General features: G+C 61.9%; 24 protein-coding genes and 1 tRNA gene. 10 read left to right on the top strand and 15 right to left on the bottom strand.

Annotated elements, in window-relative coordinates:
- Positions 1–280 precede the first annotated feature (280 nt).
- The gene (locus M1R55_RS00560) at positions 281–1,006 is read left to right on the top strand and encodes a hypothetical protein (RefSeq protein ID WP_249392817.1); all 726 of its coding nucleotides are present in this window, start codon (positions 281–283) and stop codon (positions 1,004–1,006) included.
- A 228-nt stretch (positions 1,007–1,234) separates the two neighbouring features.
- On the top strand, positions 1,235–2,365 hold the full coding sequence (locus tag M1R55_RS00555; RefSeq protein WP_249392816.1) for a citrate/2-methylcitrate synthase: 1,131 nt from the start codon (positions 1,235–1,237) through the stop codon (positions 2,363–2,365).
- A 117-nt stretch (positions 2,366–2,482) separates the two neighbouring features.
- Here the strand turns inward: M1R55_RS00555 and M1R55_RS00550 are convergent, their stop codons facing one another.
- The 4 genes from M1R55_RS00550 to M1R55_RS00535 form a co-directional block, all read right to left on the bottom strand.
- On the bottom strand, positions 2,483–2,938 hold the full coding sequence (locus M1R55_RS00550) for a hypothetical protein (protein WP_249392815.1): 456 nt from the start codon (positions 2,936–2,938) through the stop codon (positions 2,483–2,485).
- Between the two features lie 160 nt (positions 2,939–3,098).
- On the bottom strand, positions 3,099–4,091 hold the full coding sequence (locus M1R55_RS00545; protein WP_249392814.1) for an MBL fold metallo-hydrolase: 993 nt from the start codon (positions 4,089–4,091) through the stop codon (positions 3,099–3,101).
- Between the two features lie 34 nt (positions 4,092–4,125).
- Positions 4,126–4,587 (bottom strand): metallophosphoesterase family protein, encoded by a 462-nt coding sequence (locus tag M1R55_RS00540; protein WP_371827128.1) that lies wholly within the window; start codon positions 4,585–4,587, stop codon positions 4,126–4,128.
- 78 nt (positions 4,588–4,665) lie between these two features.
- Positions 4,666–5,229: a hypothetical protein gene (locus M1R55_RS00535; RefSeq protein WP_249392813.1), complete on the bottom strand. Its 564-nt coding sequence runs from the start codon at positions 5,227–5,229 to the stop codon at positions 4,666–4,668.
- Positions 5,230–5,376: 147 nt separating this feature from the next.
- Between M1R55_RS00535 and M1R55_RS00530 the strand changes: the two genes are divergently transcribed.
- Complete coding sequence (locus M1R55_RS00530; protein ID WP_249392812.1) at positions 5,377–7,068, top strand: PQQ-binding-like beta-propeller repeat protein; 1,692 nt, start codon at positions 5,377–5,379, stop codon at positions 7,066–7,068.
- Positions 7,069–7,180: 112 nt separating this feature from the next.
- On the opposite strand, the gene M1R55_RS00525 is transcribed toward M1R55_RS00530, so the two are convergent.
- Positions 7,181–7,256, bottom strand: a tRNA-Ala gene (locus M1R55_RS00525).
- Positions 7,257–7,396: 140 nt separating this feature from the next.
- Between M1R55_RS00525 and guaB the strand changes: the two genes are divergently transcribed.
- Together guaB and M1R55_RS00515 are read left to right on the top strand one after the other, a co-directional pair.
- A complete protein-coding gene (guaB, locus tag M1R55_RS00520; protein WP_371827127.1) occupies positions 7,397–8,923 on the top strand; it encodes an IMP dehydrogenase in 1,527 nt (508 codons plus the stop codon).
- 79 nt (positions 8,924–9,002) lie between these two features.
- On the top strand, positions 9,003–9,662 hold the full coding sequence (locus M1R55_RS00515) for a hemolysin III family protein (protein WP_249392811.1): 660 nt from the start codon (positions 9,003–9,005) through the stop codon (positions 9,660–9,662).
- A 120-nt stretch (positions 9,663–9,782) separates the two neighbouring features.
- Here M1R55_RS00515 and M1R55_RS00510 read toward each other — a convergent pair whose 3' ends face one another.
- The 5 genes from M1R55_RS00510 to hslO all read right to left on the bottom strand — a co-directional run bounded on the left by M1R55_RS00510 (position 9,783) and on the right by hslO (position 14,585).
- Positions 9,783–10,391: a site-2 protease family protein gene (locus M1R55_RS00510; protein ID WP_249392810.1), complete on the bottom strand. Its 609-nt coding sequence runs from the start codon at positions 10,389–10,391 to the stop codon at positions 9,783–9,785.
- Positions 10,392–10,457: 66 nt separating this feature from the next.
- Positions 10,458–11,075: a hypothetical protein gene (locus tag M1R55_RS00505; RefSeq protein WP_249392809.1), complete on the bottom strand. Its 618-nt coding sequence runs from the start codon at positions 11,073–11,075 to the stop codon at positions 10,458–10,460.
- A complete protein-coding gene (locus M1R55_RS00500) occupies positions 11,072–12,217 on the bottom strand; it encodes a CCA tRNA nucleotidyltransferase (RefSeq protein ID WP_249392808.1) in 1,146 nt (381 codons plus the stop codon). The genes M1R55_RS00505 and M1R55_RS00500 overlap by 4 nt, the downstream gene beginning before the upstream one ends.
- 8 nt (positions 12,218–12,225) lie before the next feature.
- Positions 12,226–13,506, bottom strand: a complete 1,281-nt coding sequence (locus M1R55_RS00495; RefSeq protein WP_249392807.1) for a S1C family serine protease — start codon at positions 13,504–13,506, stop codon at positions 12,226–12,228.
- A gap of 167 nt (positions 13,507–13,673) precedes the next feature.
- Positions 13,674–14,585: an Hsp33 family molecular chaperone HslO gene (gene hslO / locus M1R55_RS00490; RefSeq protein ID WP_249392806.1), complete on the bottom strand. Its 912-nt coding sequence runs from the start codon at positions 14,583–14,585 to the stop codon at positions 13,674–13,676.
- Positions 14,586–14,897: 312 nt separating this feature from the next.
- Between hslO and M1R55_RS00485 the strand changes: the two genes are divergently transcribed.
- Positions 14,898–16,652: an ABC transporter substrate-binding protein gene (locus M1R55_RS00485; RefSeq protein ID WP_249392805.1), complete on the top strand. Its 1,755-nt coding sequence runs from the start codon at positions 14,898–14,900 to the stop codon at positions 16,650–16,652.
- Between the two features lie 389 nt (positions 16,653–17,041).
- On the top strand, positions 17,042–17,737 hold the full coding sequence (locus M1R55_RS00480) for a response regulator transcription factor (RefSeq protein ID WP_136363922.1): 696 nt from the start codon (positions 17,042–17,044) through the stop codon (positions 17,735–17,737).
- 68 nt (positions 17,738–17,805) lie between these two features.
- Here the strand turns inward: M1R55_RS00480 and M1R55_RS00475 are convergent, their stop codons facing one another.
- Positions 17,806–19,122: a lipid-A-disaccharide synthase-related protein gene (locus M1R55_RS00475; RefSeq protein ID WP_249392804.1), complete on the bottom strand. Its 1,317-nt coding sequence runs from the start codon at positions 19,120–19,122 to the stop codon at positions 17,806–17,808.
- Positions 19,123–19,193: 71 nt separating this feature from the next.
- On the opposite strand from M1R55_RS00475, the gene M1R55_RS00470 reads away from it, so the two are divergent.
- The 3 genes from M1R55_RS00470 (at position 19,194) to M1R55_RS00460 (ending at position 20,960) form a co-directional block, all read left to right on the top strand.
- Positions 19,194–19,613, top strand: a complete 420-nt coding sequence (locus M1R55_RS00470) for a hypothetical protein (RefSeq protein ID WP_249392803.1) — start codon at positions 19,194–19,196, stop codon at positions 19,611–19,613.
- Positions 19,614–19,675: 62 nt separating this feature from the next.
- Complete coding sequence (locus M1R55_RS00465) at positions 19,676–20,722, top strand: alpha/beta fold hydrolase (RefSeq protein WP_249392802.1); 1,047 nt, start codon at positions 19,676–19,678, stop codon at positions 20,720–20,722.
- Positions 20,723–20,738: 16 nt separating this feature from the next.
- Positions 20,739–20,960, top strand: coding sequence for a hypothetical protein (locus tag M1R55_RS00460; protein ID WP_249392801.1), 222 nt, complete (start codon positions 20,739–20,741; stop codon positions 20,958–20,960).
- Positions 20,961–21,200: 240 nt separating this feature from the next.
- Here the strand turns inward: M1R55_RS00460 and M1R55_RS31705 are convergent, their stop codons facing one another.
- From M1R55_RS31705 to hpt, 4 genes are all read right to left on the bottom strand, one after another.
- Entirely contained in the window at positions 21,201–21,323 is a 123-nt protein-coding gene (locus M1R55_RS31705) for a hypothetical protein (RefSeq protein ID WP_256566004.1), read from the bottom strand.
- A 384-nt stretch (positions 21,324–21,707) separates the two neighbouring features.
- Positions 21,708–24,179 (bottom strand): leucine--tRNA ligase, encoded by a 2,472-nt coding sequence (gene leuS, locus M1R55_RS00455; RefSeq protein ID WP_249392800.1) that lies wholly within the window; start codon positions 24,177–24,179, stop codon positions 21,708–21,710.
- Between the two features lie 229 nt (positions 24,180–24,408).
- On the bottom strand, positions 24,409–24,870 hold the full coding sequence (locus M1R55_RS00450) for a GNAT family N-acetyltransferase (RefSeq protein WP_249392799.1): 462 nt from the start codon (positions 24,868–24,870) through the stop codon (positions 24,409–24,411).
- A 21-nt stretch (positions 24,871–24,891) separates the two neighbouring features.
- Positions 24,892–25,419, bottom strand: a complete 528-nt coding sequence (hpt, locus tag M1R55_RS00445; protein ID WP_249392798.1) for a hypoxanthine phosphoribosyltransferase — start codon at positions 25,417–25,419, stop codon at positions 24,892–24,894.
- Between the last annotated feature and the right edge of the window lie 98 nt (positions 25,420–25,517).

Below are 25,517 nucleotides of genomic sequence, written 5' to 3'. Positions count from 1 at the left end.
CGTGTGCGGTGTGGCTTGCCAGCCGGTGTGTTTGCTCCTGCTACAGCATGCCGCCTGCGCCCCCTCAAACCAAGTGCGAGTGTCCCCCAGTGGGAACGGCTCTCACAGTTCGTGCCAGAAGGGAAATAAATAGCCTTCTGTGCAGTAAACTAAGCGCAGTGGTCGTGAAGAATTTTACGTTCTCCTGTCCGTCAGAACGACCAGACTTTTGCTGATTTCCAGTGACCGTCTGCGCATTCAATCCAGGCTCAACTTAAGTGTCATTTAACAAGGAATGCCTATGCCCAGCAACCGTTCTCCCTTTGCCCTGACCGCCGCTGCCCTGTTCTCCGCCGCCCTTTTGATGAATGCCTGTGCGCCTGCCCAGAGCAGCGGCCCCCTTCCTGACCGCGCCACCTTTGCGCCTGCCCCCGGTGAAATCTTTAAGGGTATAGACGACGTGGGCGATATGGGCCTGTGGATGATCACCAAAGACCTGAAAAACGCGACGTGGCTGGGTGAAAAGTACAAGGGCCGTACCCTGCGCGAACCCGTGAACGTGATCTTGATCGACAAATTTGCTGCCACACCCGAAGCAGCCACTGCCCGGATGCTGGACAGCATGAACAAGGCAGGCTACGGCCCCAAAAACGGCCACAGCACCGGATATTCTGGTTACCTGAATGGCCGCCTGTATGCCCAGTATCCTCAGGGCGACGGCGAAGCCTTCAGCGACGGTAACTGGTGGCAGAGCAACAATCACGGGCGCATGTTCGGCCCCGTCAAGACCAGTGGCGGCTACGTGTTCATCGGCGCGGTCAGTGGCGAAGACTTCCGCCTGTTTCCGAATCCGGGCCATCCCTTCAACAACTTCATGATCGCCCGCGAAGACTTTGCCGACAAACTGACCGCCAACACCGTCTTCAAGAAGAAGGGCTACATAGACTTCAAGGGCAAGATCGACACCGCCACCGAAACGACGGCGGATCATGACGGATGCGCGGTGATTCTGGTGGCCCGCGAGTAAGGTGGGTCAAGAGGCGAAGGGTCTAAGAACAGATTCCGATTTAAGCACTTGCCTTTCCTTAAACCCTTAGACAAGCATCTACAACTTCCACCGCCAACAAACAGGGCCAGTCCACCCCGGATTGGCCCCATTCTTTTGCTTCGTGTTGTCACCACAGCAGGAACGCTCAGGCTTTCTGACGGGCTTCTGAACCGCCCCTGCCCTGACCGGTGGTATGTTAGGCGCAACATGACAGATATCGCCAAGGGGCTGGAAGGCGTCCTCTTCACCGAGAGCAAGCTGACCTTTATCAACGGAACCGAGGGCATCCTCACCCATTTGGGCATTCCCATTCAGGAGTGGGCCGAAAACAGTACCTTCGAGGAACTGAGTTTTGCCTTGCTCCACGCCCGCTTGCCCAACGCGGCAGAGCTGGCGAAGTTTGACGCCGACTTGCGGGCCAACCGCGCCCTGCCCGAAAAACTGGTCGAAGAAATCGCCACTTTTCCCAAGCACGCCCACCCGATGCAGACGCTCCGCACGGCGGTCAGCTACCTCGCGCTGTTTGACCCGCAGGCCGAGGACACTACGCCGGAAGGCCGCTACGCCATCAGCTTGCGCCTGATTGCCCAGATGTCCACCATCATCGCCGCCAGCGCCCGCACCCGCGAGGGTCAGCCCATCGTCGCGCCGCGCATGGATCTGACGCACGCCGCCAACTTCCTTTACATGCTGACGGGCAAAGAGCCGACGCCCGAACAGGCCCGCTTGTTCGACATCGCGCTCGTGCTGCACGCTGATCACGGCATGAACGCCAGCACCTTTACGGCCATCGCCACGTCCTCTACCCTCAGCGATACCTACTCCTGCATCGTGTCGGCCATCGGCGCGCTGAAGGGGCCACTGCACGGCGGGGCCAACGAAGCCGTGATGGATATGCTGGACGAAGTGGGCACGCCCGACAAGGCCGCCGCCTACATCAATGGCAAGCTTGACCGCAAAGAGAAGATCATGGGCGTGGGCCACCGCGTCTACAAGTACTTCGATCCCCGTTCCCGCGTGCTGCGCGACTACGCCGAGCATGTGGCGAACAAAGAAGGCAAAAGCACCTACTACCAGATTCTCGAAACCATCGAGAAAACGGTCGTGGAGCGCATCGGGTCGAAGGGCATCTACCCCAACGTCGATTTTTACAGCGGCACCGTGTACAGCGATCTCGGCATCCGCAAGGAATACTTCACGCCCATTTTTGCGCTGGCCCGGATCAGCGGTTGGTGCGCCAGCGTGAACGAGTACACCAAAGACAACCGTTTGCTGCGCCCAGATGCGGTCTACACGGGCGCGACGGACGCGCATTACGTGAAACTGCAAGACCGGTAAGGACTGTCTAAGGGTTGAGGGTCTAAGCAGGGCAATACGACATAGAGCGGGGCCAGAGATTTTAAGTCTCTGGCCCGCTTCCCTCTGTTGCCACTTCCTACAAGCTACTTCCTGCTGTCAGGCGTTCATGCCCTTGCCCCCATGCAGTGTCCGTTCCACCACTTGCGTCACCTCGGCCTCAAAGCGGCGCAGGTGCTCGTTCAGGCGGTCTAGTTCGGCTTCCCCCAAGTCGGGCAGCCACAGCACGGCGCGGCCCAATACGGCAAAAGCCACCACCGGCGCGTCTACTGGCGAGTCTTCGTCGTCATCTTCAACGGGGTCCAGAATCAGCGCCCCATAATCCAGCCCCTGGTTCATCAGGTTCATGCCGATCAAAATGTCGGGCAGGCTTTCTTCTTCTATAAACAAGTCGAGGTCGAGGTGAAGCCGCACCAACACGCCGCCCCGGTGGTCGGTTTCGGTAAACAGCGCCACGCGGCTTTCTCCGTACTGTACCAGTGCGCCGTCTTCCATCGTCTCCACGGCCAGTCCAGTTGCCGTCAACGCGCTCACGATGCGCCCCAGTTCCGTCATGCGCGGAGTATAGAGCCGGAAAGGTCAGCCTTCTGAGGTTTGGGCGGGATTCGGGGGACGGGGGGAGAGAGCGCAGAGGCTTGCTCTCCCTCAGATCTTTAGACGAAGCCCCAGAGACGCCCTGCCCACTCACCCCAAACCACTTCCCACTAACGGTTTGTCACCCGTGATATACCCACCCCTCATCCTGCCAGGTGCGGGCCAGTTGCCCCAGCAGGCGCAGATGCTCGGCGTGGGCCAGCGTTTCTGCCAGTGCAAAACGGCGGCCACTGGTGTTCAGGTCGCGGTTAAACATTGCCAATGACAGGCCGTAGGCGGTACGGGGCTCAGCGGTGGCCTCGGCGCGAATAAAATCCAGCCGCTCGTGGTGGTGGGCGCGGAGTTGGCGGGCGCGGGCCTGCACGCCGTCCATCACCGGGCCGTGATGCCCCACCACGGCCAGCCGGGGATTCAGAGCCTCCAGCTTGCCCAGCGTTTGCAGGTAGTCGCCCAGCGGGTCGGGCCGCGTGTAGGCATACAGGCCGATGTTGGGGCTGATGCGCGGCAAAATGGCGTCTCCAGCGATCAGAATGGAATCGGTTTCGTTCCAGAGTCCCAGGTGCCCGTCGGCGTGTCCGGGCAGCCACAGCACTTCCCACTCCTGGCCCGCCAAGGTCACGTGCTGGCCTTCACGGAGGGGTTGCACACGGGCGGCAGGCTGAACGCGGGTGCGGCTCCGGCGACTGTCGGCCTCCAGCGTCGCCAGCAGTTCCGGCGGCAGGCCATGATCCTGCATATGCTTGATGTGCCCCGGTAGCCAGTCTTCCCACATGTGCCAGTACCGCTCGCCGCGCCCGATTTCCACGTCCAGCATGAACACGCCCGCCCCGCTGCGTTCCTCTACAACCCCCGCCAGGCCGTAATGGTCGGGGTGATGGTGCGTGATGATGACGCGCTCTATGTCCGGCCAGTGCAGCCCTAGTTCGCTCAGGCCGTCTTCTATGGCCTGCCGCGCTTCGGGCGTGTCCAGTGCCGTATCGATCATGGTAATGGGGCTCTGGCCGCCGCCTGTATCGATCAGCACCGTGACCGTCTTCATGGGATAGGGAATTGGCACCTGCAAGGCGTGCAAGGTGCCGATGATGGGGGTCAGCATGGGCGTGGCGGCAGTCATGGGGCGAGCGTAGCACCCGGCCCCGCCAGCGTCCCTAAACCTCCAGCGTGACAGGCTCTGCCGTGATCTGGCCGCCTCTGATGTGCAGCCACGCACAGGCCACCGGCAGCCGGAAGCGGCGCGGCCCCACCGACCCCGGATTTAGGTACAGCACGCCGCCCCGCTGCTCCAGCTTGGGCTGGTGCGTATGCCCGCTGATAACCACTTGTACGCCCGCCACTTCCGGCACAAGGTCAAACCCATTCAGGTCGTGCAAGAGGTAAACCCACACGCCGCCCAGTTCCAGCAGCAGAGTCTCGGGCAGCGCATTCAGCGGCGCAGCGCGGTCTACGTTGCCGCGTATGGCGTGTACTTCTCCCGGCGTGGCTTCCTGTAAAGCGGCCAGAATCTCTGGCTTCCCCACATCGCCCGCGTGCAGTACGACATCAGCCTGCTGTGCCAAGGCCAGCAGGCCGTGCGTATCCGAGACGACAAGTACATTCAGGCCAGCTCTCACATTTGTTCCCCCCGTATCTAAAGAAAAACTAAAAGCCGCGCTGCCCGGTGTGGGAGCGCGGCCTTCAGGAAAGTTGTCTCAGTTCAAGCGTTTCATGATGCTTTGCAGGCTGGCGCTGTCTTTCCAAGCCATACCCTTCTCGACGTAGGCACGTGCCCCGTCGTTGTCACCGCGCTGGAGGGCCAAGAAGGCAAGCTTGGCGGCGCTCAGCGAGGCGTAATCTTTCTCGGTTTCGTTCAGTTCGCCCAGTTTATCCCAAGCGTTGTAGGCGTTGATCCACCACTGGGTCTTGGTGTACAGCTGAGCCAGGTACGCGTTGTAGTCGCGGTTAGTGGCTTCGGTGGTGGCGGCCACGTAGGCGGAGTCCACAGCGGCCTTCCAGAGCGTGCGGTCGTAGAAGGATACGGGGTAGGCCACATCGGCCTGCACGGCATACTCCTGCGCCTTGCCGAACGCTTCGCTGGCGCTCATAGGAGCCATCGTGGGCGCGTCAGTCGTGGTCGTCTGGGTGGTGGTTTCCGTCGTGGTGCTGGTGTCGGTGGTCGTTTCCGTGGTGGTGGGGGTTTCCGTAGGAGTGGTGGTGTCCTGCGCTCCGGCAAGGCCAGCGAGCGCGAACGCGGTCAGCATGAGAATCTTCTTCATAACGAAACGCATCTTAAGGGCTACCCTAGCGGGCGTCCACCTCTTCCCGCCCAACCCGCCTTACCGTAAAGGCAATGTAAAGGAGCTTACCTTCAGATGAGAAATCTTCACTCAAAATTCACAACCCTGATGTTGACCAGCGGGTTAGTGTTCTTGACCCCAGGCCCGTCGGCCCAAACCACTGTGCCCCGCGTCACTCCTGCCCCCGCCACCTCCGCCGTGACTGCCCCCACCGCCGCGCCGCAAGTGGCCTGGTTCAAGGAACTGCGCGTGCTGTCGGGCGTCGCTGTCTCTGACACGGGCGATCTGGTCTTCGTTGGTTCCGATGCCCGAATTCACCGCACCGACGCACGCGGCGTAGAGAAATGGAACTATGCCACAGGCGACATAGGCCGCGCTCATCCCATCATTACCCCCCAGGGCAATGTCATCGCCGCGTCTTACGATGATTATTTGTACTCACTGGACACCGCCGGAAAACTGCTGTGGCGAGTCCGGCTGGACGGCGACCTGTTTGCCAGCCCCGCCCTGCGCCCCGATGGCAGCGTCATTGCGACGACGGCGGGCGGCAGCGTGTACGCCGTCAGCCCTGCCGGAAAGATTCTGTGGTCGCTCAAAATTGCCGCGCCCATTTTTAGCAGTCCGGCCATCGCGCCCGATGGCACCATCTACTTTGGCGGCCAGGACAACCGGATGCACGCCCTAACCCCTGATGGCAAGCTGAAGTGGGCTTTTGCCGCCGGGTCGTTGGTGTTTAGCAGCCCCGCTGTAGACGCGCAGGGCAACGTGTATTTCGGTTCCAGCGACCGCCGAATCTATGCAGTGGGGCCAGACGGAAAGGTGCGCTGGTCTAAGCCGACGGGCCTGTTCGTGAATGCCAGCCCGATTGTGACCAGCAGCAGTCTCGTGGTAGTTGGCAGCTACGACGGGAGCCTGTACGCCATCAATACCACCGGCGAAACCGAGTGGACATACAAGGCAGGCTCACCCATCGCCGCGCCCGCTGCCGAACTGAGTGATGGCACCATTGTCGTGGGAGACCTTGGCGGCACGCTGCACGCGGTGGGCAAGGCCGGGCAAGCCATCTGGACGCTGAAGACGGGCAAAAAAATGGACACGGGCGTGGCCGTCAGCGATCAGGGCATGTTGTATTTCGTGACCGAAGGCGGTGGCCTGAGCGCCCTTGCCAAGCAGCGCCCGCTGGCCGACGGCGCGTGGACGACCTTTCGCGGCTTGCCGACGGGCTGGGGTCGCGTCCTGACGCCAGCCGAAGCCCAGGCCCGCACGCAAGCCCGCCGCGCCGCTGCAACTGCAGTGTTGGCGACGTTGCCACCGGCGCCCAAACCACCGACCCCTACTCCGGTCACGCCGCCCCGTCCTACTCCGCCCACCACCCCCACGACGCCGACGACTCCAGCCACCCCGAAGCCCCCCGTTGTTGTTCCTCCGCCTGCGCCAGTGCTGACGCCCACGCAACTGGCCGGGGCAGCTGCTACAGGCGCACGCCTAGAGGCCGGGTTGGTGTACTTGCCTCTCACGCCCGCAGCCGGAGCCTTGGGCCTGACGGTGCGGGTGCTGACGCCGCGCACAGCCACGCTGGCCGCCAACGCCACCGACGTGGGCCAAGTCGTGCCTGTGCGGATGCTGAATAAGGTAGCCTATGTGCCGCTGTCGGCGCTGGCCAAGCTGCCCGGAACCCAAGTTGCGCTAACGCAAGCGCCCACGCCCGCTGTCACCTTTACCCGCCTGGGGCGCGTGACCGCCTTCCCGCTGAATCTGCCAAAAGTCACGCCGATCAAGCCTTTGCCGGAATATCCAGACGTGATCGTGCGGAAGTAGAGGGGCTGAGGGTTTAAGGAAGGGTAACCGCGTTGCTCACCCCTCTGCGCCCAAAATTTATCCAACAACAAAAAGCCCGCCTGTGATGGCGGGCTTTCTCTTTGATTCTCTCTGGTGGAGTCGAGGGGGATCGAACCCCTGACCTCGTCATTGCGAACGACGCGCTCTCCCAGCTGAGCTACGACCCCATAGTGCAGGCGACGGAAAATCTAGCATGAGGCTGTGGGGCGTGCAAGCTGCGCCGGACGGAGGCGAACGCACGCTTGCTGGCCCACTGGTGTGGACACCGTCACCGCACGCACGGGCACAGCGGAGTAAACTCCGGGCCATGAGTGCGCCAACGACGACCGCGACTGTCCCCAACTTGCCGGAAGAAATGCCGGAAAACGGGTCAGACCGATTTAATTACAAATTTGGACAAGAAGGCATCACCTTCGACGATGTGTTGTTGCAGCCCCGGCATTCTACCGTATTGCCGCACGAGGTCAACGTAGAGGCCCAATTGACCCGCCGCGTGCGCCTGAATATCCCGTTCGTGTCGGCGGCGATGGATACGGTGACCGAATTGGCGATGGCCGTGGCAATGGCCCGTGAAGGCGGCATCGGCGTGATCCACAAGAACATGACCATCGACGCGCAGGCCGAAATGGTTCGCAAGGTCAAACGCAGTGAAAGCGGCATGATCGTCGATCCCATCACGCTGCCGCCGCATGCCACTGTGGGCGACGCTGACCGCCTGATGGGCGAGTACCGCATCAGCGGCGTGCCGATTACCGACCCCAACGGCCTGCTGCTGGGCATCATCACCAACCGCGACATGCGTTTTATAGATGACCTGACCACGCCGATTGCCGACGTGATGACCCGCGAAAACCTGATCACGGTGCCGGTGGGAACCACGCTCGAGCAGGCGCACGAGATGTTCAAGCGCAACCGCATCGAGAAACTACTGGTGACCGATGAAGGCGGCATGTTGCGCGGCCTGATCACCGTCAAAGACCTGACCAAGCGCGTGAAGTACCCCCGCGCCGCCAAAGACCACTTGGGCCGCCTGCGCGTGGCCGCCGCTATTGGCGTCTCGGCCGACCTGATGGACAGGGCCGCCGCGCTGGTGCAGTCGGGCGTAGATGTGCTGGTGCTGGACAGTGCCCACGGCCACAGCCAGGGCATTCTGAACGCCCTGAGCCGCGTTAAAGAGCAGTTTGACGTGGACGTGATCGCGGGCAATATTGCCACCAGAGCCGGAGCCAAAGACCTGATCTTGGCCGGAGCAGACGCGATCAAAGTGGGCATCGGGCCGGGTTCGATCTGCACCACCCGGATCGTCACAGGCGTGGGCGTACCGCAGATCACCGCCATTTTTGAGGCCAGCAGTGTGGCCCTAGAAGCCGGAATCCCGGTGATCGCAGACGGCGGCATCAAACAGACGGGCGACGTGCCCAAAGCCATCGCCGCCGGAGCGAGCATTGTGATGATGGGCAGCATGTTGGCCGGAACCGACGAATCTCCGGGCGAAACAGTGCTGCGCGATGGCCGCCGCTACAAGAGCTACCGGGGCATGGGGTCGTTGGGCGCAATGGATCAGGGCAGCAGTGACCGCTATTTCCAGTCGGGCAGCCGCAAATTCGTTCCCGAGGGCATCGAGGGCATCGTGGCCTACCGGGGTACGGCCAGCGAGGTCATCTATCAGTTTGTGGGCGGCCTGAGAAGCAGCATGGGTTACTGCGGCGCACCCGATTTGCAGGCCATGCGCGACCATGCCCAATTTGTCCGCATTACCGGGGCAAGCCTCATCGAAAGCCACCCGCACGGCGTGACCATTACGCGGGAAGCGCCCAATTACGGCGGCAGGTAAGCTCTACAAGTGAGAAATCCCCTTTGTACCGTGTACCAGTGCCCACACGCTTTACCCCACCACCCCTTACCCTAGAGCCATGATCCGACTGTCTGCCCCCCGCGAGCCTGTGAACGCCATTACCCACTGGGCGGGGGCGGCGGCGGCCCTGATTGTGCTGGGGCCGTTGCTGTGGTGGGCGCACTCGCGCGGGCTGAGCCTGTGGCCTTTCGTGGTGTTTGGCGTCAGCACGGTGGCGCTGTACGCGGCGTCGGCTAGCTACCATTCCTTCCGCGCAGGCGAGCGTGGGCTGCTGTGGCTCCGCAAGCTTGATCACGCCGGAATCTTTTTGCTGATCGCTGGAAGCTATACCCCAGTCGCCTACTACGGGCTAGAAGGTGTGTGGCGCGAGGCCGTGCTGTGGGTCATCTGGGGCATTGCCATTGCCGGAATCACCCTGAAGCTTGTGACCATGCGCCTGCCCCGCTGGATCAGCACCCTGCTGTATGCAGGCATGGGCTGGACAGCGTTGGCCCTGATGCCGCAACTGGTACGTAACCTGCCCTCCGCCGCAATTTTCTGGCTGGCCGCAGGGGGCGTGCTGTATTCGGTGGGCGCAGTCGTGTACGGCACCAAACGCTGGCTGCCCGGCCCACGTGGGCGCATGTTCCCCAAGCACTGGGGCTTCCACGAGGTCTGGCATTTGTTTGTGTTGGGCGGCACAGCGGCACACGTAGCGATGATGTTCAGCCTGAGCTGAGGCCTATCGAGTTCAACAATTTGCATCCCCAGTTAAGCGCCGCCCCTGGTAACACATGGGGGCGGCGCTTGTTGCTAGAGCCTTAAGCATAGTTGTGCTGTTCAGCGTAAGCGCTTATGCCTAACCCACGATACCCAGCACCCAGCTTTGTACGGTGCGAATGATTCCGCTGATAGGCTCGCGGGCCAGAAAGATGAAACCCATCACCAACAAGAAGCTGAACGGCATGGCTTCAAATTGCGCGAGGCTGCGGCCCAGCGACGGCACCAGTGCGCCCAAAATGCGGCTGCCGTCCAGCAGGGGAATAGGAATCAGGTTGAAGACGGCCAAGACGACATTGATACCAAGTACAGTCAGCAAGACCTGAAAAGTCAAGTCGTTTTGGGGCAGTACCCGCAACAAGACAGCAGCTACGAAGGCAATGATCAGGTTGCTGATCGGGCCTGCTGCCGATACCCAAAGCGTGCCCCAGCGTCCCAGATTGGCTGGATTAATGGGCACAGGCTTGGCAAATCCGAAGCCTGCAACCAAGAGCAGCAGCGTGCCCAAGGGGTCGAGGTGCTTGCCCGGATTCAGCGTGACCCGCCCAAATCGGCGCGGCGTGGGGTCTCCCAATCTGTCGGCCACATAGGCATGGGCAAATTCGTGAATAGTCAGAGAGAGAACGAGGGCCACAGCGATAATGACGAACGCGGTGGGATTGGAGGTCAGCAGACTGAGAAGGCCCATAGATTCAGCATTCTACGGGGAAGGCGCACGGCGAACAGGGTTCATTCTCGCTAGCCTTAAGGCCTGTCATGGCAGCAGCGTAATAGTGCTTTGCAGGCCTGCCCACAGCGGCGAGGTGGCCCATTGCAACGTTCCCGTCAGAAACAGGGCCGTCCAGGCCAGTGCGGGCAGTAGCGTGCCGCGTACCAACCGTGGCAACTTGGAAAGACGGGCCGTGTGAGCCAGCATCCGGCCCATATCCAGCCCCGGCAATGGCAACAGATTAAACAGCGTGTGCAGGCACAGGCTGTAAGCGGCGCGGCCCAGTCCGGTGCCGATCAAGTCGGCAGTAGCGGGCAGGAGTTGTTGCTGGGCACGCTGGAGCGTCAGTAGCAGCAGGGCACAGGCAATCAGCGTCAGGGGGCCAATGAGCAGCACAGCGGCGGCATTCGGCCCGCGCAAGGCCAGCGGGGTGGGCCGGGGCAGGGCCACCCCGATCAGCAGGTGCAGCGCCAGCCGCCAGAGGTCTAGGTGAACGGCAGGCTCAGGCCAACCGAAGCCCGCCTGCACGCCGCTGCTGTCGCCCCAATGGGCCGCGAGTCGGGCCTGCGCCACGCCCTTCAGGATCATGCCTGCCAGCAGCGCGGCCACCTGCACCAGCAGCAGCAACGGTTCGGTGGTCAGCAGGGTCAGTGGGCCGATCATGAAGGGGGTCGGCTGTTCACATTTCGGCTGTCCAGATACTGTCTCAGTGCGGCCCTCTCACCTTCTGCCGACTGCACTTGGCCCGCAGCCCGCAACCCGGCAAGGTAGGTCAGCGCCGCGCCGATTTCTTTGCCTGCCGGAACTCCCAGCGCCACCACGTCGCGTCCAGTGAGTGGTGTGTAAGCGTCGGGGCGCAGCAAGTGACGCAGGATTCGTTCGGGGCTGCCTTCCGGAAACGGCGTGTCGGAGAGGGCGCGGGCCAGCAATGCGGCGGGTTTCTCGCCCAGATTCAGGCGGGCGGCGAGGTCGTCTGGATTCGGCGCGGGGTGCAGCAGGGCAGCGGCGTAGGTCTGGAAAGGCTGGCTCAGGTTCACGCCCCCATCTTGTAGGGTGTCCAACGCGTCCAGCAGCGGCAAACTGGGGGGCGGCAGGAGTTGGCCCGCCCCCCAAGTTTCCAACTTTCGGGCGGCGCGTCCGGGACGAGGTTCGGCCAGCAGCAACCGCAGTTCGGCCCACAGGCGCGGGGTCTGTTCAGCCATCTTCAGCGCGTCGGGCACTTGTGTCAGCAGATTCGGGTGGGCCGCCAAGTCCAGCCGCGCTGCCAGCCTTGCCGCCCGTATCAATCGGCTGGCATCCTCGTGAAAAGAGCCGGAATGCAGAGGCCTCAGCACTCGCCCCCGCACATCTGAGAGGCCGCCGACCTCGTCCAGCAGGCTTACGGTTCCATTTGGCTCCAGCACCAAGGCCAGCGCATTCAGTCCAAAATCGCGCCGCTGAAGATCGTCGGACAGGGTTCCGGGTTCAGGTACAGGATTGCCACCCACCACCGGGTACGTTTCGCGCCGGGTACGGATCAGGTCTACGGTTCGGTCATCTGGAAGGGTCACGGTGGCGTTGCCAAACGCCGGGTGAAAGGTGAAGGGTAAGCCTGTTGCCAGGGCGAGTGCCTGAATATCTGCGCCCTCTATTGCCAAATCCAGATCAGGTGAGGTGCTGGAGGGAATGCCCAGCAAGCCGTCCCGCACCGCGCCGCCCACCAATGCCACCCGCGCCCCCGCCGGAGCCAGCGCAGTCAGTTCGTTCAGCCACTCGCGGTCAGGGGCAGGCAGGCTATTCCAGACGGCCTTCGCCTCTACTTCCATACCCTTACTCACTGAAAAGCGGCGGCGTCCAGCGTCACCTTAACCTCACGGGTCTTGCCCGCATTCACCACCTTCAGCGTTACCGAGTCGCCCTGTTTCTTGTCTATCAGCGCGGCTTGCAGGTCTTCCAGCGCGTCTACGGGCAGGCCTTCCGCTGCCACGATCACGTCTCCGCCCAGCTGAATCGCGCCGCCCCGGAAAGCCTGAGTCTCGGTGCCGCCGCGCAGCCCGGCCAGATAAGCAGGCGTGCCCGGTGCGACCTCGCCCACCACCAGCCCCGATTCAGGCAGATTCAGCGTGCTTTTGCCCTCGCTGGAGAGCATACTCAGGCCCACCGCCACATTGCGTGCGCCGCCCGCCGTGCGCTGCTGCACCACCAGACCGGGCGTGACTCCAGTCAGTTTGGGTGCAAGCACCACGCCGCCGCCCGCTGCCTGAAGGCGGGGCAACAGGTTTTTGGCCGCGTTGATGGGAATGGCAAAGCCCACGCCCGCACTCTGAGACGCGCCGCTGGCCCCGCTGGGAGAATAGATCTGGGTATTGATGCCGATCACGCGCCCAGTGCTGTCCAGCAGAGGCCCGCCGCTGTTGCCGGGATTGATGGCCGCGTCGGTCTGGATGGCCTTTTGCGTAATGCCCTCGCCGCTGCCGCCGCTGGAGAAGCCAATCGGAATCTGGCGGGCGGTGCTGCTGACGATGCCCTCTGTGACGCTAAAATCCAGCCCGAACGGTGCACCCATCGCCACTGCTTTTTGGCCCACCTGCAACGTATCCGAGTTGCCCAGCGGAATCGGCCTGATCAGGCTGGCATCCAACCCTTCCGGGCGAATCAGGGCCAGATCGTATTGCGGGGCCAGCCCGATGACCCGCGCCAGCACAGTATCGGTGCGCCCCATCACCCGAATCCGGATTCTGTCGGCGGCTCCCGCGCCCGCCTCTCCCGCCACCACGTGGTAATTGGTCAGAATATCGCCCTGAGCGTTCACAAAAAAGCCGCTGCCGACGCCCCGCTGCACCTGCGTTTCCTCTGTGCCGCCGCCAAACATCCACCCAAAAGGATCGCTGCTGGCAATGTCCTGCTCGGTGCTGATGTAGACCAGTCCCGGCTCGAAGCGCCGCACGATGTCGATGGTATTCAGTTCGTTCTGCAACTTGGCGGCGGCTTCATTGGGCGCAGTGACCGCAGGAGGCGCACTTGCACCACCGACAGGCACCTGATCTTTGAGCAAGGTTGCGCCCAGGCCAAGTCCGGCGAATACCAATGCAATTCCAATTAAACGGGCCTTCATAGGGGGAATTGTAGGGGCGCGTTGGGAGCATGTGGGTTGCGTGGTATGGGAAGTGGGCTAAGGCCGACTTACAGGAGCGTGCCGCCCCGACGCTCGGGCTGAGAACCCAAGCGTTGGGACGGCACTGCTTCTATCTTTCGCTCTTGTCTTTTCCCTGCAACGTGGCTTTAAGCTTTGGCCCGCCCTGCCCCCGCTTCTAGCGCCGCAATTTCGTCGGGGCTGATCTGGTAATGCTCGCCGCACCAGTGGCACACGATTTCCTGACCGCCCGCGTCCATCATTTCCTGACGCTCCTCGGCAGTAAAGAATTTCAGGCTGTCGCTGGCCTTCTCGCGCGAGCAGCGGCACTGAAAGCGGGCCGATTGCGCTTCGGCGGCCAGCAGCAATTCCAGCCCTTCGGCGGCGCGGTGCATGGCTTCCATCAGGCTGCCCCGGCGCAGGTTGTCGGTGATCTGGCCCATAGCGCGGATATTGGCTTCCAGCTTGCCCAGCGTTTCATCGGTCACGCCCGGCATGGCCTGCACCAGCAGCCCGCCCGCGTGGGCCACCCGCCCACCTTCCTCGTACACGCCCAGCAGCACGGCGTTGGGAATCTGCTCCGAGACGCCCAGATACATGCTCACGTCTTCGGCAATTTCGCCGCTCACGAGGTCGACGCTGCCCGTATACGGCTCGCCGTTGTCCAGCAGGCGGGTCACGGCCAATTCACCCTTTGCGCCCACGATGCCGCTCACGTCCAGCTTGCCGTCGCTTTCACGCAGAGGCAAATCGGCGTCGGGCTGGCGCACATAGCCGCGCACGCTGCCGTCGGTGCTGCCTTCGGCCACGATCCAGCCCACCGGGCCGCCGCCCTCCAGGCGCAGGGTCACGCGACTGTCGGTCTTTTTGCCCAGCACCACCGCCAGCAGTGCAGAGGCCGCCAGCGTGCGTCCTAGCGCCGCCGTCGCTGTTTTGCTGAGGTCGTGGCGCACGCGGGCGTCTTCTACGATTTTGGTCGCTTCTATGCCCACAAAGCGCAGCGTGCCGCCCGCCGCCGTACCGCGCAACACATAGGAGTCAGAGGTTTGGCTGGATGTCATCAGGGAATCTTACATGAAGGCACTCAAGGCTGATGTGGGACGCCTTGCATTCGGTCAGGGTTGAAGTCGGGCGCTCAATAAAGACCAAATTCAATCGGCCTGAGTCAGCGTCAAGCAGTTGCCAGAGCGTCTTCTTGACTCTTTTTACATCCGGTCTAACGTGCTGGTGGGTCTGCCCAACCTTGTCTGATGAGGGCAGGTAAGAGTCTTGATCTTCCTCCCAACGCGCCCTCATCTACCCTCTCTAATCTGCCGATCTGGTGCTGTGCCCTCCCGTTTTTGGGGACAGCCACGTTCCGCTCAAGGAGAACCATGAACCCATCTCGCTCCCCCAAAAAAGTCCTCAGCGCCCTCGCGCTTGCTACCCTCGCCCTCACCCTGGCCGCCTGCAACAACCAGAGCAACAACGGCGCGGCCAGTACCCTCGTGGTGCAGGAATCCGCTGATATTCCCACGCTCGACCCCGGCACGACCTACGACACGGGCAGCGGTCAGGTCGTAGAAAACCTGTATGAGACGCTGCTGACCTACAAAGGCAACAGCCTGAGCGAGCTGGAGCCGCTGCTGGCCACCGAGTGGACGGAAGGCAACGAGGGCCGCGAGTACCGCTTCACCCTGCGAGAAGGCGTGAAATTCCACGCTGGCAACGACTTTAAGTGTGCCGACGCCGAATACACCTTCCGCCGCAACCTGGTCACCAATACCGCCGACAGCGGCAACTGGTTCCTGTCGGAAAGCCTGCTAGGTACGGGCGCCAACGCCAACGACGACAGCTCTATCACCTGGCAGCGCATCACCGACGCGGTCAAGTGCGACGGCGAAACGCTGGTGTTTACTTTGCCGAAAGCCGATCCTGCCTTCCTGTCCAAGCTGGCCTACACGGGCCAGAGCATCGTAGACAGCGCCCATGCCAAGGAAATTGGCGAGTGGGACGGCACCGAGGCCACTTGGAAGGCCGCAGTGGGCAAAGACCTGACGGGCAGTCCGCTTGCCCAGGATCCCAGCGGCACGGGCGCTTATCGTCTGCGAGAAAAGACCGCAAATGCGCTGACGGCTGCCGCTTTCGAGGAGTACTGGGGCGACAAGGCCAGCATCAAAAACGTGGTGATTCAGAAGGTGCCGGAGCAGGCGGCCCGCCTTCAGGCCTTCGAACGGGGCGACGCCGACCTGATCGAAACGGGTGGACGGCCCATCATCGAAAAGCAGTTGACGGGCAAAGAAGGCATTGCCATCTTGGACAACCTGCCCGATACGGGCGCGTTCGGCATCTCCATGAACCAGAATATGAAGGACGCCACCCGCATCGGCAGTGGCAAGCTGGACGGCAAAGGCATTCCTGCCGACTTTTTTAGCGACATAGACGTGCGCCGGGGTTTTGTGGCAGCCTTCAACGTGCCGCAGTTTATCGAGGAAGTGCAGGGCGGTAAGGGTGAGGCCCGCAACTTCCTCTTGCCCGACACTTTCCCCGGCTACGACAAGGGTCTGGAAGCACCCAAATTTGATCTGGAGGCCGCCCGCGCCGCCTTCCAGCGGGCATGGAACGGCCAGGTGTGGGAAAACGGCTTTACTCTGACTGCTACCTACCGCGCCGGAAGCGCGAGCGCCCAGACAGGCATGGAACTGATGAAGAAGAACATCGAGTCCCTGAATCCAAAATTCAAGATCAATATCAATGCCAAGGAGTGGTCTGAAATCATCAGCGACGGTGCGGCAGGCAAAGAACTGATGATCATTACGGGATGGGCACCCGATTACGCTGACCCTGACAACTTCGTGCATACCTTTTATAGCAGCGAAGGCTATTACCAGCCCCGCCTGAACTTTAAGGACGCGCAGCTTGATACCTGGATCAACGAGGCCCGCACGATCACCGACGCCGAACGCCGCAACACGCTGTACGCCGACATTGCTCGCCGCGCCGCCGATCAGGCGTATTACGTGCTTCTGCCCAGCAACCCCGGCATTCTGGCCTACCGCGACACCGTCAAGGGCATCAGCGCCGAAGCCTTTAATCCGATGGTCGCGTTCCGCACGGGCACGCTCTGGAAGGCGCTGAGCAAAGGCTGAAGCATTCGCTCTGAATTATTGGGCTGCCGTTCCTCTCCTGGGGCGGCAGTTTTTGTTGTGTGGGAGGACATCTAAGGGTCTAGGGTCGAAGTAGGGCAATCGTTGTGGCTCACTCCCCTCACCCTGCTGTTTCACAGCGCCCCTCTCTGCTCCGCAACTCTACGAGTCCCGCAAGGGCGAGGGCCAAAATCAAGAGCTGAAATCTGGGGCTTTTAACTCATCACCCTTGGGAGGAGGTTGCGAGGGGGTAAATGAGCGCCAGCGATTGCCCCTCTACCCCCAAATTCATCCATATTCTCTAGGCCCCTGCATTCATGGCTCGGGGCGCACAGTTCAGAACCCAGAGCTTCTGGCCCATCTTCCCCCACCGCGCCGCGTATTCTGCGCCTATGCTTGATGCAGACCCCCGCGAACCCGACACCGAGACGCCCCGCGCCATCACATTGCTGCTGGTCGACGATCATCCGGTGGTGCGGAAGGGCACACGCGAACTGCTGGAAACCGAAGCCGATCTGCGCGTGGTGGGCGAGGCCGACAGCGGCGAAGACGCCATCGTGAAGGCCCGCGCCCTGCGCCCAGACGTGATTTTGATGGACGTATCCATGCCCGGCATGAACGGCATCGAGGCCACCCGCGCCATCAAGGCCTTTTTGCCCGGTGTGGGCGTGCTGGTGCTGACCAGCTACGATGACGACGCCTACGTGTTTGCCCTGTTGGAAGCGGGCGCGGCGGGCTACCTGCTAAAAAATGCCAGCGAGGACGACCTGTTGGGCGCGGTGCGGGCGGTGGCGGCAGGCGAGAGCGCCCTGCATCCCAGCGTGGCCCGCAAGGTGCTGGAACGGTTCAGCGCCCAGACCACGCCCACGCCGCCCGAAGACGCCCTGAGTCCCCGTGAACTGGAGGTACTGCTGGTGGCCGCCACGGGCCGCACCAACAAAGAAATTGCCCGTGATCTGGACATCAGCCCGCGCACGGTGCAGGTTCACCTCGCCAACATTTTTTCTAAACTGGGCGTCGGCAGCCGCACCGAAGCGGTGTTGTTCGGCATCAAGCGGGGCTGGATCGATCCGAAGCAGATTGGGTAAGAAACTGTCAGGGGTGAGTGAGAAGGGCGGGGCGCTTCGGAATGGTGAAGGTGGATCGTGGGCTGTCTCTAGCCTCCACGCTTCATGCTCTGCATTCCCGCCGCCCGCCGCACTTCCTCGGCAATCATTCCCAGCGCCCCGGCTGGCCCGATTCGCGTCAGACCTGCCAGTGCAGCGCGGGCGCGGCGGGGGCCGTCTTGCATCAGGGCACGCACTTCGGCGGCGAGGGCGTCTGGGTTGGCGTCCACCACACTCAGCGCCTCGCCCAGCAAGCGTCCCTGCCTGCGGGCAAAACCTGCGGTGAACTGAGGGCCAGCCGTTGCGAAGGCCACCACCGGTTTGCCCAGTCCGGCCAGTTGTTCGTTGGCAGTGCCTGCCGTGCCAATCGCCACATCTGCGGCGTGCGCAATCGCTCCGAACGCGCCGCGCAGTAAGGGCACGCGCACGCCTTCGCCTCTGGCGTAAGCTTGCAATTCATTTTCGATCTGCAGTGTCCAGCCAGCGGGTAGGGTCACGGCGCCCCAGTCGTGCGGCCAGGCCACCAGCGCGGCCAGTTCGGGCAGGCGGGCGGCGGTCAGCAGCATGGGCGGGAGGCTCTGACGGTGATCCTGGCGCGAGCCGGGAACCAGGGCCAGCACAGGTCTGTTTTCCTTGTGTTCGTCTTGTGTCCACTGGCTCAGGTCGCGTTCGGGAGCCCCCAGCACATCCATTGCAAAACTGCCTGCCCAGCGTGCCGCCACGCCCCGCGCCGCGTAGTAGTCGGCTGTAGCTGCGTCCCGCACAAACACTGCCCGCGCCCTTGCGGCCAGCCTCAGCTCGTAGGGCATCGGCAAATTGGCCCCCAGCGCGTTCAGTTCCTGTATGGCCCCCCGCACACCCAAACCTTCCAGATACTGGGCGCTCAGCAGCGGCTGCACATGAATCAGCGGGATTCCGGCCCGCCGAGCCGCCAGTGTACCCACCATCAGGGCGTAGGCGTCGCCCACCACCACCACCACGCCCGCGCTGCGTGCCCCCTGCACAGCGTCTTGCCACTGCCCCACCGACTCTTGCACCAAGCCCGCCGCCACATCTGCCCGCAAGTTTCCCAGGCTGCCAAACGGAAAGCCGCCGCTGGGGAGTCTCAGCACCCGGCCTACTCGCACGGCTTCCGGCACGGCCCCGTAAGCTTTGCCCTCTCCCACCAACGGCGAGTAGCGCACAGGCAAGTGCAGCAACCTGGCCAGCCGCGCTCCGATCAGGTCTTCTGCTGTGCCGTTGGAAATCAGCAGGGCGGGGACAGCGTTCCAAACAGCTCTGTGGGCAGAGCCAGGAGCGGGGGAGAGGGGCAGGCCAGCAAGGGTCACGCCGCGCAGAATACTCGCCCCGGCTGAGCCTCCCTTCATTCGGGCGTGCAGGGTGTTGGGTGTACCGGCCAAACATGGTAGGAATACAGCCAGAGATATGAGTGACTCCTATGAACGACTTTGACGCCCTGCAGGCTGCCATTCGCCGCCATGCCGAGGCGCGGCAGGCCGAACAGCGGGCGTGCGAGGCCTTTATCAATGCGCTGTATCACGCCCTACGAACGGCCAGCGGGCCGGGGCTGCCGCTCAATAACGTCACGCTGGACTTTACATCCGACCCTGCCAACCGCCTGCGTCCGGCCCCGCCGGGGGGGTGGGTGGCCGCGTGGCTGCGCCTCGGCCTGTGTGAAGTGCTGGTGCGGGTGCGGCGCATAGAGGGCATGTTTCAGGGCGAATACGGCGCGGGGGGCAGGTTCCGGCTGGAACGCATTTCGGAAGACGATCTGATTGCGCTGGCCCGCCAAGTGCTGCGTGATGTGGCCGCCACCTATGCCAGCGACAGTTCGGGGAATCCGAGCCAACCCAATTGATGGGCGAGTATTAGCAACTTAAATTACATTCGCTCCGACTTCCTTGAACAGACCATAGGGTCATGACATCTGGCATGAGAATTCTGACCGCCGCGCTCCTGTTGAATTTCGGCACGGCGGCGCTTGCCCAGAGCAGTCCCCTTGCCGCTCCCAGCACGGTCTCTGCCAACGAAACAGTCCCGCAGCTTCAATATCAGACGACAGTCACGGTAAGTGCGGGCGCTCTAAGCGTCCCTACGGTCAGCACAGTGCGGCCTGCGTTAGGGGGGCAACGCTTCAGCTTCGAGCTTCCCGGCTTTGGCCCGGTCAACGTCTACGCCGACACACGCGGCGTGGGGCGGCCCCTGCTCCTGACCCATTCGGTCAATGCCGCTGCCAGCGCCTACGAGATGAAACCCGTCTGGGACGCCTACGCGGGCACGCGCCCGGTGTACGCCCTGGAGTGGCCCGGCTTCGGCAGCAGCGCCCGCCCCGACCTCCCCTACACCCGCGACCTGATGACCCGCGCCCTGCTGCTGTTGGTGGCCCGCATCGGCACGGATGTGGACGTGGTTTCGATGAGCCTCGGCAGCGAGTTTGCCGCCCGCGCCGCCCTGCAAGACGCCCGTATTCGCACGCTGGCCCTGCTGAGTCCCAGCGGATTCGGCACGCCACGCGGCAACACCCAGCAGGCCAATGCCGACGACGGCGGCCAACGCTTGTACGGCACGCTGAATACCTTCGGGACGCCGCTGTACGCCATTTTGCGAACCCGCCCCGTCATCGAACTGTTCCTGAATCCGTCGTTTCGCGGGCCGGTCAACGTGGGCCTGATCGAGTACGCTGTAGACACCAGCCGTCAGCCCGGAGCCAAATACGCGCCCCTGTATTTTATCAGCGGCCAACTGTTTACGCCCGATGCCTACACGGATTTATACAGCAAACTCAGCATTCCTGTGGTCGTCATGTCCGACCAGGACGCCTTCGTGAACTTTGCCCGTCTGCCCGAATTCGCGACCCTGCCAGGCAAAAGTGCGGTCAGGATTGCCGACACCGATGGCCTGCCCCACTGGGAAAAAATGCTGGATGTGAAAGTCACGCTAGACGCTTTTTGGCGGGCGAATCCCTGAATACCGGGGCCGTTTTATGCGACTCTGGGCTATGTCGGTTGCCGCACTCGGCTATTACCGCGACGACGTGTGCGTGCTGCTCTACCTGCGCTTTGCCGAAGAAGACATAGACCTGAGCGACGTGCTGGCGCTGGAGAAGGCGGGCCTGCTGGTCGGCGGCAGCATGTTCGAAATCAGCGACGTTGGGAGGCTGATTCTCGCTGCTTGGGATGCCAAGCCATTGCCTCAAGCACCTTGAAGTTTGATTTGAATGCTGAAAAACCCCCGGATTGGGGGGCTTGAGCCACACTATGTGGGCCTGATTTCGTGCTCTAACATTTATGTCAAACAGCGGGGATTATAAAACTTATCCAAGTACGTCGCCTAAACGTTGCGCGTTTCCAAGGGATCACCGACGCCGCTCCCTTCCCAGTGCAAGTACTTTCTTCGGTACTCGCTTCGCTCGGCCAATCACTAGATTAACTTTGCCGTGCTTAACTCAAACAGTCTCGGCGTCGAATTCTTCGCGGCTAATTCGGCTGCTCATGGCCGTGCAAGCCAGCAATATGCCGAAGACGGGTACGACGATCACGGCGTAAAGAATGGCAAGTACGTTAGACATAAACACTCCTGACACAAAGCACAACGAGAAAGAGGCTGAATGGAGAGAGGACTGGGTCTCCTAGGTACTTCACGGGAGACCTTGCGGGTAAATCGCCCTCTGTAACCTGAACTGCTGTCAGCATAGATATGAAGGACTGACAAAGGTCTTACGGTTGATGACCTAATGAAAGGCGCCGGGTCATCCATACGACTTAGGCAAAGGCTCGACAACTTCGGCTGGAATGAGATCTGGAGTGTGTCATGGCTCAACGACGTCCAGATGAGCTGACCAGGCGCTACCTAGATTCTGTCCAATGAAAAAACCCATTCAACAGCCTGAACTGGAGAATGGGAATGAGCCTGCCTTGAGAAAAGGACTTAATTGTCTACTTTGTCACTTCGTTTATTTCACCACGATATTGATGATTCGGCCCGGCACATACACTTCTTTGACCACAGTTTTTCCTTCCGTGTATTTCTGCACATCCGGCAAGGCCTGGGCAGCGGCCATCGCCTCGGCCTGCGTCGCCGTCTTGGAAATGGTGACCTCTCCGCGTACCTTCCCGCTGACCTGCACGCCTAAAGTCACGGTATCGCGGGTGGCGGCGGCTTCATCCACTTGCGGCCAAGTCTGGGTATGAATGCTGCCTGCATTGCCACGCGCGTGCCCCATTCTTTGTTGATACAGCTCTTCGGCCACATGGGGCACGACGGGGGCCAGCATCAGGTTCAGGATGTCCAGCGCCTCTGCGTAGGCAGGCGTGCCGCGTACCGGGCTGCGTTTGGCATCGGCCAGCGCGTCGGTCAGGATGTTCAGGGTCGCAAAAATGGTGTTGAAGTTCAGGCGCTCGAAGTCGTCGGTGACGCGCTTCAGGGCCGAGTGGGTGGCATAGCGCAGCTCGGCCTCGGTCATGGCTTTGGCTGGCCCACTGACCTCTTCATCAAAGTACAGGCGCCAGACCCGCGACAGCCAACGCGCTGGCCCCTGAATGCCAGTGGGATCCCACGGCCCGCCGTCTTCCCACGGAGCAATAGACAGCAGGTAGGCCCGCACGGTGTCGGCCCCGTACTCGCGCACCAGGTCGTCCGGGTCGACCACATTGCCCCGGCTCTTGCTCATCTTGTCGCCGTCCGGCCCCAGGATCATGCCCTGATTTCGCAACCACTTGAAGGGTTCGTTCTGCTCGGTCAGGCCCATATCGCGCATGGCTTTTGTCCAGAACCGGCTGTATAGCAGGTGCAAAATGGCGTGTTCGATGCCGCCCGTGTACAGGTCGACGGGCAGTTTGTTCGCTTCTGCCGGGTCAAACGGGTGAATGTCGTCACGGGGCGACAGGAAGCGGTACATATACCAGCTGGAATCCACAAAGGTATCCATCGTGTCGGTGTCGCGTTCGGCGGGGCCGCCACACACCGGGCAGGTGGTCTGCACCCACTCAAGGTTCAGCTTCAGCGGGCTCTGTCCAGTGGGCGTAAATTCCACGTCGTCGGGCAGTTTCACGGGCAACTGGTCAGCGGGTACGGGCTGAGCGCCGTGTTCCTCGCAGTACACGATGGGAATGGGCGTGCCCCAGTAGCGTTGGCGCGACACCAGCCAGTCGCGCAGGCGGAAGGTGGTTTTGGCTTTGGCGATGCCGTGCTCGTCCAGCTTGGCAATGATCTGGGCAATGCTGGCCTTGCCGCCGCGCAGGCCGTCAAACTCGCCGCTGTTCACGATCAGGCCTTCGCCGTTGTAGCTGGCATCCGGGTTCTCGCCCATGCCCTCGCCGCCTTCGGGCCGAATGACTTCCCGGATTTCCAGCCCAAATTTGTGGGCAAAGGCAAAGTCGCGCTCGTCGTGCGCGGGCACGGCCATGATGGAACCCGTGCCATACGTGACCAGCACGTAGTCGGCCACCCAGATCGGCACCTGATGGCCGCTGATGGGGTGCGTGGCGTAGCTTCCGGTAAAGACGCCTGTTTTCTCGCCGCTGTCCTGCTGGCGCTCCACGTCGGTTTTGCGCCCGGCGGCTTCCAAGTAGGCCCGCACCGTATCGGCCTGCTCGGGCGTGGTCAGTGCGGCCACTTTGCTGTGTTCGGGGGCCAGCACCAGAAAGGTCGCGCCCATCAGGGTATCGGGACGGGTCGTGAATACGGTTTCGGGGCCAGCAGGCGTATCGAAGATAATTTCTGCGCCCACGCTTTTGCCGATCCAGTTGGTCTGCATCAGGCGCACGCGCTCGGGCATATCGGTGTTGGCAAAGTCCAGTAATTCATCGGCGTAATCGGTAATTTTCAGGTACCACTGGCTCAGCTTACGGCGCTCTACTGCCGTGCCGCAGCGGTCACAGTGGCCGCCCACGACTTGTTCGTTTGCCAGTACGGTCTGGTCTTTGGGGCACCAATTGACCAGCCCGTCTTTTTTGTATGCCAGCCCACGCCGGAAGAATTCGGTGAAAAACCACTGGTTCCAGCGGTAATATTCCGGGTCACAGGTGGCAAAACTGCGGCTCCAGTCGATCATGGTGCCCATCCGCCCAAACTGCCCGATCATGTAGGCGATGTTTTCCCGCGTCCACTTGGCCGGGTTCACGTTGTTCTTGATGGCAGCGTTTTCGGCGGGCAGACCAAAGGCGTCAAAGCCCATCGGAAACAGCACGTTGTAGCCGCGCATCCGCATCCAGCGGGCGCGGGCATCGGGCGCGACGTTGGCGTACCAGTGCCCGATGTGCAAATTTCCGCTGGGGTACGGGAACATGGTCAGCGCGTAATATTTTATTTTGCTGGCATCTTCACGGAAGGTGTACAGGCCGTCGGCGGCCCACTGCTCCTGCCATTTGCCTTCTATGGCGTGCGGGTTATACCGCTCGGCGCGGGGTTCTTTAATGTCGGTCATGGGTAGGTTCTCCTGATGGGATGAGATGGACTATCCGCCACTACTGCGGGCAAAGAAAAGCCCCGGCCAACAACAGACCGGGGACACGCGCACAAGCCTCAGCTAGTCGCGCCGTCCCCGGCAGGTAAGTGCAGAGCGGATCATGGGGAATAGTGTAGCGGAATTGGTGGGGGCGGGGTTGGGGGTAAAGGGGACTGGTGAAACTTCGCCTTGGCTTTTGCCCTTCCCATCACCCACTCCTCACGTCCATTCTCTTAACCATCACCACCTCATCCATACCCGCTCCGTAGCCATCTGGCGTGCGCCTGACTTCTTGAAAGCCGTGGCGGGCGAAGAAGGGGGCGCTGTATTGGCTGGTGTCTATCCAACATTCCGTTGATCCTATGTCGTGCAGCGCGGAAAGGCGATGGCGTAGCAGCAGGGAACCTAGGCCAGAGCGGTGCAAGTCGCGCCGCACCATGCCCCACGCCAGCCCCGCCGGACGCTCTGGCCTGCCGGGGTCTTGCCACACGCCGCCGCAAGCCACCAATTCCCCGGCTTGTTCCACCACCCAGTACGCGCCGGGATTCAGCAAATACGCCTCGAAGTCCACCCGCTCGAAAGGCAGGAAGAGATCGGGCATGTTGGACTCAAAGAGCGCCAAGCAGGTGGCGGTGTCGGCGGGAGTAAAAGGGCGAATCGTGGGCGTCATATCGCTGCACCTACCCGGTGGTTAGTCCTGACTGGTAATAAACGGCAGATTCCTGTCGTACTGGCTGCGGTCTAGGCCGTATCCGTACACGAAGGCGTCGGGAATGGTGAAGCCCAGATATTCCACGGGCACTTCCACTTTGCGTCGGCTGGGTTTGCTCAGGAGGGCAGCCACCTTCAGACTGGCGGGGCCACGCCCCTGCAGGTAGTGCAGCAGGTAACTCATGGTAATGCCGGTGTCCACGATGTCTTCCACCAGAATCACGTCGCGGTCGCTGATCGGAAACTGCAAATCCTTGACCAGTTTGACTTCGCCGCTGCTCTGTTTTTCGTTGCCGTAGCTGCTGGCCTGCAAAAAATCGATGGTGCAGGGTACGCCAAGCGCCCGCACGAGGTCGGTATGAAACATGAATGCACCGTTGAGGACACAGATCAGGTGGGGGTCGCGTCCGGCGTAATCCTCCCGAATGCGCTGGGCAAGTTCGTGAATGCGGGCCTGAAGTTGATCCTGTGTGATTTGCACGGGGCCGTTGCCGGGGGCGAGGCTCATATGCCTCATAACCTAACACGGCGGGTGCTGACAGAGCGCTGAAAGGGCGCAACTCTGACTAGGACAGCCGCCGGATTTGCCCGGCCCCGGCTCCTATA

Origin of the sequence: Deinococcus sp. QL22 (genome assembly GCF_023370075.1) — a bacterium.
GTDB lineage: Bacteria > Deinococcota > Deinococci > Deinococcales > Deinococcaceae > Deinococcus.
The sequence above is the reverse complement of the archived record's forward strand: the minus strand, read 5'-3'. Positions and strand labels throughout refer to the sequence as shown.